Consider the following 13,262-nt stretch of genomic DNA (forward strand, 5'->3'; position numbering starts at 1 on the left):
CCGTGCAGGCCCCACACTGCCTCGCACCCGAACAGGACAGGGCGGAACGCGCCTCGAAAAGAGACACCATGGCACCATCTGGCACAATTGCAGGGAGCGGAGGCAGCCAATCCCCTTCTGCCGCGCGTGTCGACTGGATCGACTACGCCAAGGGCATCTGCATCATCATGGTCGTGATGATGCATTCGGTGCTGGGGGTCGAGCTCGCCGCCGGCGAGACCGGTTTCATGCATGTCGCCGTGGCCTTCGCAAAGCCGTTCCGGATGCCGGATTTCTTCCTGATCTCGGGCCTGTTCCTGCCGCTGGTGATCGATCGGGACTGGCGAACCTATCTCGACCGCAAGGTGGTGCATTTCGCCTATTTCTATGTCGTCTGGGTGACAATCCAATTCGGCTTCAAGGCGCCCGCTTTCGCGGCGGAGACGAGCTGGCATCACGTTGGTCTCTTGTATCTCGAATCCTTCATCGAGCCGTTCGGCACGCTGTGGTTCATCTATCTGCTGCCGGTCTTCTTCGTCGTCACAAAACTGACACGCAAATTCCCGCCGCTCGCGATCTGGCTGGTCGCCGCCGCCCTGGAGACAGCCCGGATCTCGACCGGCTGGACCGCGATCGACGAGTTCTGCTCACGCTTCGTCTATTTCTATTCGGGCTATCTGTTCGCGCCCTACGTGTTCGCGCTGTCGGATCGCGCGCGGAAGCATCCCGTCCTTGCGCTCGCAGCGCTCGCGACCTGGGCACTGGTCAATGCCGGCCTCGTCGCGTCGGGGGCCAGCGAATGGAAGGTCGTCTCGCTCGTGCTCGGCTTTGCCGGTGCCTGCGCCATCATCACGATGGGCACGCTGCTCGCGCGCGCGCAGTGGCTGAACTTCTTCCGCTTCTGCGGCGAGCATTCGATCGTGATCTATCTCGCCTTCTTCCTGCCGATGGCGGCAACGCGGACGCTGCTGCTGCGCACCGGCATCATTCCCGATATCGGCACGGTATCGCTGATCGTCACCGTCGCCGGCGTACTCGGCGCACTCGCGATCTGGCGGGGCGCGTTACGGCTCAATGCGCACTTCCTGTTCGAGCGGCCGGAGGCGTTCTGGATTGCGCCGAAGAAGGCTGGGCCGGTGTTGCAGGCGGCGGAGTAGCAATCTGTCGTCCCTGCGAAAGCAGGGACCCATACCGCGTGATCTATCGATGGATCGTGGCTTCCGTACCAGGGCCTCGTCACCACCAGCCTTCGCCAAACTCCTCCCTGTGGCTATGGGTCCCGGATCGACGCTCCGCTCCCGGCAACGCTACGCGTTGCCAAGAGCTGCGCTTGTCCGGGACGACAATTGAGTGTGGGCTGAGGGCAAAAATCCCCTTCCCAAGGCTGTCAAAGCCCGCAAAAATTCATACATTGCGGCCATGCCAAAGACCTCCCCGAAGACCTCCGCCAAAGCCGATCCCCCCACTGCCGCGACAGCTGCTGCCAAACCGGTTGCAGCAAAGGCGGCCGGCAAGGGCGACCACATCTTCCTGGTCGACGGTTCCGGCTACATCTTCCGCGCCTACCACGCGCTGCCGCCGCTGAACCGCAAGTCTGACGGCCTGCAGGTCAACGCCGTGCTCGGTTTCTGCAACATGCTGTGGAAGCTGCTCCGCGACATGCCGGAAGACAACCGGCCGACGCACCTCGCGATCATCTTCGACAAGTCGGAGGTCACGTTCCGCAACAAGATCTACCCGGAGTACAAGGCCCACCGGGCGCCGGCGCCTGACGATCTCATCCCGCAATTTGCGCTGATCCGCGAGGCGGTCCGCGCCTTCGACCTGCCCTGCCTGGAACAAGTGGGCTTCGAGGCCGACGACCTGATCGCAACCTATGTGCGGCAGGCCTGCGAGCGCGGCGCCAGCGCGACCATCGTGTCCTCCGACAAGGATTTGATGCAGCTCGTCACCGATTGCGTCACCATGTACGACACCATGAAGGATCGCCGCATCGGCATCCCAGAGGTGATCGAGAAATTCGGCGTGCCGCCGAACAAGGTCGTCGAGGTACAGGCTCTGGCCGGCGATTCCACCGACAACGTGCCCGGCGTGCCCGGCATCGGCATCAAGACCGCGGCGCAGCTGATCACCGAATATGGCGACCTCGATCAACTGTTGTTCCGCGCCGGCGAGATCAAGCAGCCCAAGCGGCGCGAGGCGCTGCTCGAGAATGCCGAGAAAGCGCGGATCTCGCGGCAGCTCGTGCTACTCGACGACAAGGTCGACCTCGATGTGCCGCTGGACGACCTCGCGGTCCACGAGCCCGACGCACGCAAGCTGATCGCCTTCCTGAAAGCCATGGAATTCACGACGCTGACGCGACGCGTCGCCGAATATTCGCAAATCGATCCCGCCAATGTCGATGCCGACCCTGGCTATGCCAGCGGCGCCAGCGTGTTCACGACGCTGCCGCCCTCCGATGTCGTGCCTGCGCCGGGCGGCGATACGTCGGCGCAAGCCCGGGCGAAAGAGCCCAACAAGTCAGCGGGCAAGGAGGACAAGGCTGCGAGCCCGAAGGGCGCGCCGATCTCGCTGGCCGCCGCGCGCGAAGAGGCGCTGCGCAAGCTTCCAGTCGATCGCGCCAAATATCAAACGATCAAGTCGCTCGAGGAGCTCAACGCCTTCATCGCCCGCATCCACGATACCGGTCATGTCGCGGTCGAGATCCGCGGAAACTCGATCGACCCGATGCAGGCCGATTTCTGCGGCATCGCGCTGGCGCTGGCGCCGAACGAGGCCTGCTATGTGCCGCTGGCGCACAAGCAAGCTGGCGGCGGGGCCGGCCTGTTCGACGCCGGCCTTGCACCTGATCAGGTCAAGCATGCCGATGCGATCGAGGCCCTGCGGCCGGTGCTGGAATCGGCGGGCATTCTCAAGATCGGCTTCGATCTCAAATTCACCGCCGTCATGCTGGCGCAGCACGGCATCACCTTGCGCAACACCGACGATGCGCAGTTGATCTCCTACGTGCTCGATGCCGGCCGCGGGTCGCACGCGATCGAATCGCTGTCCGAGCGCTGGTTCGGACACGCCATGCTGAAGGAGAACGAGCTGCTCGGCAGCGGCAAGGGCAAGATCACCTTCGACCAGGTGCCGATCGACAAGGCCGCGGCACTGTCGGCGGAAGGCGCCGACGTCGCCTTGCGCGCCTGGCGCGTGCTGAAGCCGCGCCTGGTCGCCGAGCATATGACCGCGGTCTACGAGACGCTGGAGCGGCCGCTGGTTGCGGTGCTTGCGCGCATGGAGCGGCGCGGCATCTCGATCGACCGCCAGGTGCTGTCGCGCCTGTCCGGCGACTTCGCCCAGACCGCGGCCCGCGTCGAGGCCGAGATCCAGGAGATCGCGGGCGAGCCGGTCAATGTCGGCAGCCCCAAGCAGATCGGCGACATCCTGTTCGGCAAGATGGGACTGTCCGGCGGCACCAAGACCAAGACCGGCGCCTGGTCGACCACCGCGCAGGTGCTCGACGAGCTCGCCGAGCAGGGCCATGACTTCCCGAAGAAGATCCTGGAGTGGCGCCAGGTCTCGAAGCTGAAATCGACCTACACCGACGCTCTGCCGACCTACGTCAATCCGCAGACCCATCGCGTGCACACGACCTACGCGCTGGCCGCGACCACGACGGGCCGGTTGTCGTCGAACGAGCCGAATTTGCAGAACATCCCGGTGCGCACCGAGGACGGCAGAAAAATCCGCCGCGCCTTCATCGCAACACCCGGACACAAGCTCGTCTCCGCGGACTATTCGCAGATCGAGCTCAGGCTGCTGGCGGAGATCGCCGACATTCCCGTGCTGAAGCAGGCGTTCCGCGACGGTCTCGACATTCACGCCATGACGGCGTCGGAAATGTTCGGCGTGCCGATCAAGGGCATGCCGAGCGAAATCCGCCGCCGCGCCAAGGCGATCAATTTCGGCATCATCTACGGCATCTCCGCGTTCGGCCTCGCCAACCAGCTCGGCATCGCCCGCGAGGAGGCCTCGGCCTACATCAAGAAATATTTCGAGCGCTTCCCCGGCATCCGCGCCTACATGGACGAGACGCGCGATTTCTGCCGGCAGAATGGCTATGTCACCACGCTGTTCGGCCGCAAATGCCACTACCCCGACATCAAGGCCTCCAACGCCTCGGTGCGTGCCTTCAACGAGCGCGCCGCGATCAACGCGCGGCTCCAGGGCACCGCGGCCGACATCATCCGCCGCGCCATGACGCGGGTGGAGGATGCCCTCGCCGAGAAGAAGCTGTCGGCGCAAATGCTGCTGCAGGTGCACGACGAATTGATCTTCGAGGTGCCCGACGCCGAGGTCGAGGCGACGCTCCCCGTCGTGCAGCACGTGATGCAGGACGCACCGTTCCCGGCCGTGCTGCTGTCGGTGCCGCTGCATGTCGATGCGCGCGCGGCGAACAACTGGGACGAGGCGCATTGAGGCTGCTCTTTACCTCTCCCGCTTGCACTCGCTGACGCCACACGGTCGGTGTCGTCCCCGCGAAAGCGGGGACCCATAGCCACTGGATCGGGTTTGGCGAAGATTGCCCATGACTATCGCGCGTCAAACTTCTCCCTGGGGGTATGGGTCCCCGCGTTCGCGGGGACGACGTTGGAGTGACATGCGAGAACCTGAATTGTCCTCCGAGCAATTGCGCGATGGCCCCACCTCGCCTCGCATATTAGAACCGTGCCATCTCCCGCACCGGTTCACCCATGCCCCACACCTCAGCCCTGCTCGGCTTCGCCCTCGTCTGCCTTGGCCTCGTGCTCACGCCGGGGCCGAACATGATCTATCTGATCTCGCGCTCGATCACGCAGGGGCCGGCGGCGGGCATCGTCTCGCTCGGCGGCGTGGCGCTCGGCTTCGTGTTCTATATGCTGTGCGCGGCGTTCGGCATCACGGCGCTCTTGCTCGCCATTCCCTTTGCCTATGACGCGCTGCGCTTTGCCGGCGCGGGCTATCTGCTCTGGCTCGCCTGGCAGGCGATGAAGCCGGGCGGACGTTCGCCATTCCAGGTGAAACAGCTCGCCATCGACAGTCCGCGCAAATTGTTCGCGATGGGTTTCGTCACCAACCTGCTCAACCCGAAGATCGCGATGCTGTATCTCGCGCTGCTGCCGCAGTTCATCGATCCCACCGCCGGCAGCGTGCTGACGCAGTCGGTAGTGCTCGGCGCAATCCAGATCGCGATCAGCGTCAGCGTCAACGCGATGATCGCGCTCGCGGCGGGATCGATCGCGCAATTCCTGGCGAACCGGCCGAGCTGGATGCTGGTGCAGCGCTGGCTGATGGGCACGGTGCTGGCCGGGCTCGCGGTACGGATGGCGGTGGAAGCGAAGAAGGTGTGAGGCACTTTCTTCCTTCTCCCCTTGTGGGAGAAGGTGGCGCGAAGCGCCGGATGAGGGGTTCTCTCCGCTCGCAAGACTGTTCGTGAGGATGGAGACCCCTCACCCGTCTCGCCGCTTCGCGTCGATCCACCCTCTCCCACAGGGGGAGAGGGCAAGACCCCATCAATCCAGCTTCGCCTCCATGCCCCGCTTCACCGCCGGGCGCGCCATCAAGGCTTCGTACCAGCGCTTGACGTTGGGGAAGTCGGTCAGCTCAACCTTGTGGCGAGGGTGACGCCAGGCCCAGCCCAGGATGGCAAAATCGGCAATCGAGAGGTCGCCGGCGACGAAGTCGCGGCCGTCCAGGCGATGGTCTAGCACGCCGTAGAGCCGGCGGGTCTCGGCCATATAGCGCTTCAGGCCGTAGGCGCGATCCTGCTCGTTCTCGAGCGCGATGAAATGGTGCACCTGGCCCGGCATCGGGCCGAAGCCGCCCATCTGCCACATCAGCCATTCATAGACCGGGATCCGAGCACCCAGCGATTTCGGCAGGAATTTGCCGGTCTTTTCACCGAGATAGAGCAGGATCGCGCCTGATTCGAAGATGCTGACGGGCTTGCCGTCCGGGCCCTCGGGGTCGACGATCGCGGGAATCTTGTTGTTCGGGGAGAGCTTGAGGAACCCCGGTGCCATCTGCTCGCCCTTGGTGATGTTCACCGGAATCACCTTGTAGGGCAGCCCCATTTCCTCCAGCGCGACCGAGATCTTGCGGCCGTTCGGCGTGTTCCAGGTGTGCAGCTCGATGGTCATTCCTTGCTTCCTTCCCCAACAGGTTTGGCATCCCACCTACTCCAGAACGTCGCGCCCCCACAACCGGCGGCCGGGGATGGCCGATCCCTGTTGACGAGGGACGCCCCCTCTGGAATGTCGCGGCTGTCGCGGATAAATTCCGCCTCCTCTAAAAACGCTCCCGAGGGACCGCCGTGTCGAAATCAGCCTCCCGCGCCCGCCTGTTCGAAATCATCCGCCGGCGCTCATTCGGCCGCGGCGAGGTGACGCTCGCGTCGGGCCGCAAGAGCGATTTCTACTTCAACCTCAAGCCGACCATGCTCGACCCAGAGGGGGCGACCCTGCTCGCCGAGCTGACCTATGAGGCGCTGAAGGACGACAATCTCGATTTCATCGGCGGCCTCGAGATGGGCGCGGTGCCGCTCGCCGGTGCGCTGGCGCAGATCTCCTGGATCAAGGGCCATCCGATCGCGGCGTTCTTCGTGCGCAAGAAGCCGAAGGAGCACGGCGCCAAGCTCGCGATCGAAGGCCTGCCAAGAGGCGAGACGCTCGAGGGCAAGCGCGTCGTGATCGTCGAGGACGTCACCACGACAGGCGGCTCGGCGATGAAGGCGGTGGAATCGGTGCGCGAGACCGGCGCCGAGGTGGTGCTGGTGCTGACCATGGTCGACCGCGAGGAAGGCGCCACCGACACGTTCGGTGCGGCCGGCCTGCCATTCCGCTCGCTGTACAAGGCCTCGGAATTCTTGAAGGCCTGACGCGGCGAAACATCCCTCGCCGTCATGCCTCAGTGTGCCCCGGAAGCAACCATCCGTCCAAAGCTGCGCCCGGCCCTAAAGAGGCCACCGCCTCGTCTTGAAACCGCCTCCGCTCAACTGCTCATTTACCATCGCGCCTTATGGTGAATCATGTGCTGAGACCCCTTGGGGTCCCGGCCGGTTCAGTAGCGTCGGGTGGAGTGAGCGTTGCGTACAGTCCTGTCCCATGCGCGCCGGCGGCGTCGCGCGATGCTCGTGGCCGCCACCCTTGGAGCACCGCTGCTTGCGGCTCCGGCCCCGGTTTCGGCCGAAGGCCTGTTCGACTTCTTCTTCGGCGGCATGCAGCAGCAGCGGCCGCAGCGCGAGGTGCCGCAACAGGCGAGCTCCTACGCCGATCCCTTCACCGGGCAGCAAAATGCCGCAACCCCGCAATATGTGCCGCCGACCCGTTCGGCGGCGGCTGGCGGCTCGGGCCCGGCCTTCTGCGTGCGCAGTTGCGATGGCAAATATTTTCCGCTGATGCGCGGCCTCACCTCGCCGGCCCAGATGTGTCAGGCGTTCTGTCCTGCCAGCGCGACCAAGGTCTATTTCGGCTCCTCGATCGACGGCGCCGCGTCGCAGACCGGCGAACGTTACGCCGACAGCGAGAACGCGTTCGCCTATCGCAAGGCGCTGCGCGCCGACTGCACCTGCAACGGCCGCGAGCCGGTCGGCCTTGCCCCGGTCGATCTCGCGCTGGACTCCTCGCTGAAAGCCGGCGACGTGATCGCCACCACTGACGGCCTCGTCGCCTATACCGGCATCCGCGTCGGCAACGACCAGGCCGCCGACTTCACCCCGGTTGCCTCCTATCCCGGCCTCACCGCGCAAGTCCGCGCCCGCCTCGGCGAGATGAAGGTGGCCCCGGTGCGGGCAGAGACGGTGTCGGCAGATGCGCCCGCTGCGGAGATCGTGCGGGAGACGTTGCCCGACGTGACGGTGCCGAAGACGGCAAAGCCGGCGAAGCGGGCGGGGCTGGATTGATCTCGTGTCCCGGACGGCGGCGCAGCGCGAAGCGATGCGACGCAGAGCCGGGACCCAGAATGCCGCGAGGTGGGCCCCGGCTCTGCAGCGCATCGCTTGGCGCGCTGCGCTTTGTCCGGGGCACGGCGATCACCTCCCGATAATCACCCCGATCACGTTCGGCGCCGCCAGGTATTTTTCCTCGATCGCCGCGCGCGCGGCGGCGCGGTTGTCCGGCGTCAGCAAGCCGCGCTTCTCGGCCAGGATCATCCAGCAGAAGCCCCACCAATCCGTCAGCATGCCCTGATCGCCGACGAGATCGTAGCCCTGCTCGGCCGCGAAGATGCGCGCATGGGCTTCGTCGAGCGTGTCCAGGAACAGATGATCCTCGGTCGAGAACAGATCGTCGCTGACGTCGTCGATGGTGTAACCCCAGATCGACTGGCACACCGCGTTGAATTCGCGGTCGAACTGGTCGTCATCGATCCTCTGGCGCCGGGCCGCCTGATGCAGCCGCGACAGCGAGCGCGCGAAATCGGCGATGCGGGTGAGGGCAAATTGATCGAAGGCGATGGGGGACATGTAGTCCTCGCAAGTCTGACAGACGCTAGATATTGTGCCGGCAACGTGCCGAATCACAATGATATATCAAAGACTTGCTAAAGTGTTCTTAATTTGTTCCGAACCCGGCAACGGTCCGCGAAAGTTTTGATGGCCGGAAATGAAAGGGGCCGCCTCGCAGCGGCCCCTTGCCGGTTACAATCTTGTTCGGGATCAGAAATTCCAGCCCCGGCAAGCCTAACGTTAGAACCGGCGACGGGCTTGTGCGATTCCGGAAAACTACTGAACGTAGTGCTGTCCCAATTTTCGCCTCAGGAGCAGCGCGAGGCCGCGATGGCGTGGACACGGCGGTCGCCGAGCAGATGGGCGACCAAACCGTTGGCGGGAAAGATCTTTGCGAAGGCGGCGTCGCGGATGCTGAGGCCGCCGGCATAGGCGCCGAACGCCGGCATCACCGCACGCATCCCGTCGGAGGCGAAGCAGCGACGCTCCATCGAGCGGCCGCGCGCGGAGACGCGCGCCTTGGGATGGAGATGGCCGGCGATTTCGCCGCGCGCCCCGGTGGGCTCATGACGGAAGGTGATCGGGCCGATCGCGACCTCGTCGGCGATGGTGCCGCCGAGATCGCGCGGCAGCATCGGATCGTGATTGCCGGAGATCCAGATCCAGTCGCGGCCGGTCTGGAGCGCTGTGACCGCATCGCGATTATCCGGCGACAACCGCTCATGCGCGGTGCGATCGTGAAAGCTGTCGCCGAGGGCGATGACCACGCCGGGATCATGGCGGGAGATGACAGCGGCGAGACGGCTCAGCGTTGCCAGCGTATCGTAGGGCGGCAGCAGCACGCCGCGGGCGGCGAAGCTGGAGCCTTTTTCCAGATGCAGGTCGGAGACGACGAGCAGGCGCTGCTCTTCCCAGAACAGCGCGCCGGAGAGATCGGCAGCGAACGTCACATCGCTGATGGTGACTGTGGACACGCGCATGTCGTCGACGTCTCCTGAAACCTGCGCGCCAATCGTCACGTCAAAACCTGCTGCTATCCCATCGCCTCTTTGACGAGCTCAACGGCGGCTTCGGCCAAAAGCTCGTCTGCAGCTTCGCCATAAACTGACTCGCGACCGATTTCCAGCATCACGGGCACCGCCAGTGGGGAGACGCGGTCGAGTTCCCGGTGCGTGATGCGGCCGTGGATGCGGGCGAGCATGTCGCCCAAGCGGCGCAAATCGAGCAGGCCGGTGGCGGCATCGGCGCGCGCGGCGCGCAGCAGGACGTGATCGGCCTGATGCTTGCGCAGCACGTCGTAGACGAGATCGGTCGAGAACAACACCTGACGACGGCTCTTCTCTTCGCCGGTGTGCCGGCGCGTGATCAGGCCGGAGATGATCGCGCAATTGCGGAAGGTGCGCTTCATCAGGGCGGATTCGGCGAGCCAGGCCTCCAGATCGTCGCCGAGCATATCAGGGTCGAACAGCGCATTGAGGTCGATCCGGCCGTCGCGGATCATGAAGGAGAGATCGCCGAGCGCCCAGATCGCCACCGCATATTCGTTGGCGACGAAGCCGAGCGGCCGGGCGCGGGCGCGCTCCAGCCGGCGCGTCAGTAGCATGCCGAGGGTCTGATGCGCGAGGCGGCCCTCGAAGGGATAGCAAACGATGTAGTGCTTGTTTGCGCGCGGAAAGCTCTCGACCAGGAGTTCGCGCACCGCCGGCACGCGCGAGACGTCCTTTTGCAGCGACAGCCAGTCGCGCACCTGCTCCGGCAAGCCGCCCCAGGCGCGGCCGTCATCGAGCAACCGGCGCACGCGCTCGGCGAGATAGGTCGAGAGCGGAAACTTGCCGCCCATATAGGACGGCACTTTCGGGTCCTTGTCGTTGGCGCGGGAGACATAGACCTGGTCCTCGACCAGGGTTTCATAGCGCACCACCTCGCCTGAGAACACGAAGGTGTCACCGGGGCTCAAGCCCTCGATGAAGGCTTCCTCGATCTCGCCGAGCAACCGCCCCCCGCGCGCGATCACGCCGGTCGACCCCGCTCCGCCACGGCGCGAACGCACCAGGCGCACCTTCAGCATGTCGTCCTCGACGATGGTGCCGACATTCATCCGGTAGCTCTGCCGCACCTTGGGATTGGCGACGCGCCAGCGGCCCTGCTTGTCCTGCTTGATGCGGGCAAAGCGTTCATAGGTCTTCAGCGCGTAGCCGCCGGAGGCGACGAAATCGACGACGTCATCGAAATCCGTCCGCGACAAGTCTGCGTAAGGCGCGGCGGTGCAGACCTCGCCATACAGATCATCGCTGAGGAACGGCTCGCCGCAGGCGCAGCCGAGCACGTGCTGGGCCAGCACGTCGAGCGCACCGGTGCGCAGGGGTGGCGTGTCCTGCGCGTTCTCGGCAATGGCATCGATGGCGACGCGGCACTCCAGCACTTCGAAACGGTTGGCCGGCACCAGCACCGCGCGCGAGGCTTCGTCGAGGCGGTGGTTGGCGCGGCCGATCCGCTGCATCAGGCGCGAGGAGCCCTTGGGCGCGCCGATATTGACGACGAGATCGACATCGCCCCAGTCGACGCCGAGGTCGAGCGAAGAGGTGCAGACCACGCCGCGCAGGCGTCCCGCCGACATGGCGTCCTCGACCTTGCGGCGCTGCGCGACATCGAGCGAGCCGTGATGCAGCGCGATCGCGAGCCCGTCGTCATTCATGCTCCAGAGATTCTGGAACAGCATCTCGGCCTGGCTGCGGGTGTTGACGAAGACCAGCGTGGTCTTGTTCGCCTTGATCAGCTCGTAAATCTCAGGGAGCGCGTGGCGCGCGCTGTGGCCGGCCCAGGGCAGTCGCTCGCGCGTATCCAGCATCTCGACCAGAGGTGGCGCCGCGCCGCCGGCGATGACGATGTCGGCGGCAGCTTCCTTGCCACCGGGCTGCGGCACCAGGAAGCGCGCGAGCTGATCCGGCTCGGCCACCGTTGCCGACAGGCCGATCGCGCGCATCTGCGGCGCCAGCCGCCACAGCCGCGCCAACCCGAGCGAGAGCAGATCGCCGCGCTTGGACGTCACCAGCGCGTGCAGCTCGTCGAGCACGATGCGCTTCAGGGAGGAGAACAGGAACGGCGCATCATCCGAGGACAGCAGCAGTGCGAGCTGCTCGGGCGTCGTCAGCAACACATCAGGCGGATAACGCCGTTGCCGCTGCCGCCGCGACACCGGCGTGTCGCCAGTGCGGGTCTCGACCTTGATCGGCAGCGCCATCTCCGCAATCGGCCGCTCCAGATTGCGCGCGATGTCGACGGCGAGCGCCTTCAGCGGCGAGATATAGAGCGTGTGCAGGCCGCCGGTACGCTGCAGCGTGCGGCCGGTGGAGACGAGGCTCTGTTTCTCACCCGCCTTCCGTTCGGCTGCCTCGGTCGAAAGCTCCACCAGCGTCGGCAGAAATCCCGCCAGCGTCTTGCCGGCGCCGGTCGGTGCGATCAGCAGCGCGCTAGCGTCCTCGCGCGCCTTCTCCAGCAGCGCCAATTGATGCGCGCGCGGCGACCAGCCGCGGGCTGCGAACCATTGCTGGAAGCGGCTCGGCAGCAGCGCGGCCGGCTCGGCCGATGTTTGGAGGATACGGGGCGGCACGGCATGACAGGTAAGCCGTAGGGATGGCTTCGTCGAGGGGTGCTGCCCTCCTCTATACGAGGAGGACAATCACATATGGCATTTTGCGCGACTTGAGCGCGCGCCTCGTCCTTCGAGACGACCGCTTCGCGGTCTCCTCAGGATGAGGCTAAGCAGCATCGGTGCTCGTTGAAACCGCAGCCGCGCACTCGACCCTCATCCTGAGGGCCCGCCAACGGCGGGCGTCTCGAAGGATGGCCTCAGGAACCGCTCTCAGATGCGATTACCCGCCCGAGCCAGGGGGACCAGCGGTCTCACGCCCCGGCCGGCACCTGATCGAGAAATCCGGTCACGCTTCGGATGCGGCCGTCCTTCAGCACGGCAAAATCCGTGCCCTTGATCGGGCTGTCGGCGCCATCGGGACCAAGTCCCCACGAAAAGCGGATGTGATCGCCGTAGCCGTTGGGCTCGCCGATCAGCTTGAACTTGAAATCGGGAAAGCGCTGCTGCACGCCTGCGATCAGCGCCTCGATGCCGTCGCGGCCGTCGCCCTTCATCAGGGGATCGACATAGCTCGCATCGCTCGTCCAGTTGTCGCTGAGCAGCTCGCGGCGCCGGCCGGCCGTGCGTTCGTTCCAGAGCTCGATGTAGCGGCGGGCGATGGTGACGGGGTCGGTCATGGTGCTCTCCTTCGATGACGCCGTATTCGGCTGTCCCTGACTATCGAAGGATCGCGCGCGCCGATCGATTACCTCGCAGGTCATCGTTGCGCGAAATAAATGGAGCGCGATGATGTTGTCATCGCGCTCCATTCGCATGCGAATTGGTCGTGAGGATTACTTCGCGGCCGTGACCATGATCTCGACGGTGTATTGCGGCGCCGCCAGCTTGGCTTCGACGGTGGCGCGGGCGGGGGTATTGCCGGCCGAGACCCAGGCGTCCCACACTGCGTTCATCTCGCCGAACGTCTTCATGTCGGTGATGTAGATCGTGGCCGAGAGCAGCTTCGACTTGTCGGTGCCGGCCTTGGCGAGATGGCCGTCGATGGTGGCCAGGATGTCCTGGGTCTGCTTGGTCACGCTTTCGCCGGCGGCCTTGTTGGCGACGACACCGGCGAGATAGACGGTGTTGCCGTGCACGACGACCTGACTCATACGCGGGCCGGTTTCGAAACGCTGAATGCTCATTTGCGGATCTCCTCACTGGAATGGCGGCCCTGTCTAG

11 protein-coding genes are annotated in these 13,262 nt (G+C 65.2%); 5 read left to right on the top strand and 6 right to left on the bottom strand.

Annotation, left to right across the window (positions count from 1 at the left end):
• The first annotated feature begins 68 nt into the window (after positions 1–68).
• The 3 genes from CIT37_RS38495 (at position 69) to CIT37_RS38505 (ending at position 5,357) form a co-directional block, all read left to right on the top strand.
• A complete protein-coding gene (locus CIT37_RS38495; RefSeq protein ID WP_038973191.1) occupies positions 69–1,136 on the top strand; it encodes an acyltransferase family protein in 1,068 nt (355 codons plus the stop codon).
• A 262-nt stretch (positions 1,137–1,398) separates the two neighbouring features.
• The gene (gene polA / locus CIT37_RS38500) at positions 1,399–4,446 is read left to right on the top strand and encodes a DNA polymerase I (protein WP_038973192.1); all 3,048 of its coding nucleotides are present in this window, start codon (positions 1,399–1,401) and stop codon (positions 4,444–4,446) included.
• Positions 4,447–4,721: 275 nt separating this feature from the next.
• The gene (locus CIT37_RS38505) at positions 4,722–5,357 is read left to right on the top strand and encodes a LysE family translocator (RefSeq protein ID WP_038947327.1); all 636 of its coding nucleotides are present in this window, start codon (positions 4,722–4,724) and stop codon (positions 5,355–5,357) included.
• A gap of 162 nt (positions 5,358–5,519) precedes the next feature.
• Here CIT37_RS38505 and CIT37_RS38510 read toward each other — a convergent pair whose 3' ends face one another.
• Positions 5,520–6,146 carry a glutathione S-transferase family protein gene (locus CIT37_RS38510; protein ID WP_095425059.1) on the bottom strand — a complete coding sequence of 209 codons (627 nt, stop codon included), beginning with the start codon at positions 6,144–6,146 and terminating at the stop codon, positions 5,520–5,522.
• 173 nt (positions 6,147–6,319) lie between these two features.
• On the opposite strand from CIT37_RS38510, the gene pyrE reads away from it, so the two are divergent.
• Positions 6,320–6,883, top strand: coding sequence for an orotate phosphoribosyltransferase (pyrE, locus tag CIT37_RS38515; protein ID WP_008136514.1), 564 nt, complete (start codon positions 6,320–6,322; stop codon positions 6,881–6,883).
• A 249-nt stretch (positions 6,884–7,132) separates the two neighbouring features.
• A complete protein-coding gene (locus CIT37_RS38520) occupies positions 7,133–7,906 on the top strand; it encodes a DUF2865 domain-containing protein (RefSeq protein ID WP_161966515.1) in 774 nt (257 codons plus the stop codon).
• A gap of 129 nt (positions 7,907–8,035) precedes the next feature.
• Here CIT37_RS38520 and CIT37_RS38525 read toward each other — a convergent pair whose 3' ends face one another.
• The 5 genes from CIT37_RS38525 to CIT37_RS38545 form a co-directional block, all read right to left on the bottom strand.
• Entirely contained in the window at positions 8,036–8,467 is a 432-nt protein-coding gene (locus CIT37_RS38525) for a hypothetical protein (protein WP_095425058.1), read from the bottom strand.
• Between the two features lie 290 nt (positions 8,468–8,757).
• Positions 8,758–9,429 (bottom strand): ligase-associated DNA damage response endonuclease PdeM, encoded by a 672-nt coding sequence (gene pdeM, locus CIT37_RS38530; protein ID WP_167456557.1) that lies wholly within the window; start codon positions 9,427–9,429, stop codon positions 8,758–8,760.
• Positions 9,430–9,482: 53 nt separating this feature from the next.
• Positions 9,483–12,059 carry a ligase-associated DNA damage response DEXH box helicase gene (locus CIT37_RS38535; RefSeq protein ID WP_038973196.1) on the bottom strand — a complete coding sequence of 859 codons (2,577 nt, stop codon included), beginning with the start codon at positions 12,057–12,059 and terminating at the stop codon, positions 9,483–9,485.
• Between the two features lie 293 nt (positions 12,060–12,352).
• Positions 12,353–12,718, bottom strand: a complete 366-nt coding sequence (locus CIT37_RS38540; protein WP_038973207.1) for a nuclear transport factor 2 family protein — start codon at positions 12,716–12,718, stop codon at positions 12,353–12,355.
• A 156-nt stretch (positions 12,719–12,874) separates the two neighbouring features.
• A complete protein-coding gene (locus CIT37_RS38545; RefSeq protein WP_018320814.1) occupies positions 12,875–13,225 on the bottom strand; it encodes a RidA family protein in 351 nt (116 codons plus the stop codon).
• Between the last annotated feature and the right edge of the window lie 37 nt (positions 13,226–13,262).

Source organism: Bradyrhizobium ottawaense, assembly GCF_002278135.3.
In the GTDB taxonomy this organism is placed as follows: Bacteria; Pseudomonadota; Alphaproteobacteria; order Rhizobiales; family Xanthobacteraceae; genus Bradyrhizobium; species Bradyrhizobium ottawaense.

Coding starts and splice junctions, on each gene's coding strand:
- CIT37_RS38525 (WP_095425058.1), bottom strand. CDS start 8,467: ATGTCCCCCATCGCCTTCGATCAATTTGCCCTCACCCGCATCGCCGAT.
- polA (WP_038973192.1), top strand. CDS start 1,399: ATGCCAAAGACCTCCCCGAAGACCTCCGCCAAAGCCGATCCCCCCACT.
- CIT37_RS38540 (WP_038973207.1), bottom strand. CDS start 12,718: ATGACCGACCCCGTCACCATCGCCCGCCGCTACATCGAGCTCTGGAAC.
- CIT37_RS38520 (WP_161966515.1), top strand. CDS start 7,133: ATGCTCGTGGCCGCCACCCTTGGAGCACCGCTGCTTGCGGCTCCGGCC.
- CIT37_RS38495 (WP_038973191.1), top strand. CDS start 69: ATGGCACCATCTGGCACAATTGCAGGGAGCGGAGGCAGCCAATCCCCT.
- CIT37_RS38545 (WP_018320814.1), bottom strand. CDS start 13,225: ATGAGCATTCAGCGTTTCGAAACCGGCCCGCGTATGAGTCAGGTCGTC.
- pdeM (WP_167456557.1), bottom strand. CDS start 9,429: ATGCGCGTGTCCACAGTCACCATCAGCGATGTGACGTTCGCTGCCGAT.
- CIT37_RS38505 (WP_038947327.1), top strand. CDS start 4,722: ATGCCCCACACCTCAGCCCTGCTCGGCTTCGCCCTCGTCTGCCTTGGC.
- CIT37_RS38510 (WP_095425059.1), bottom strand. CDS start 6,146: ATGACCATCGAGCTGCACACCTGGAACACGCCGAACGGCCGCAAGATC.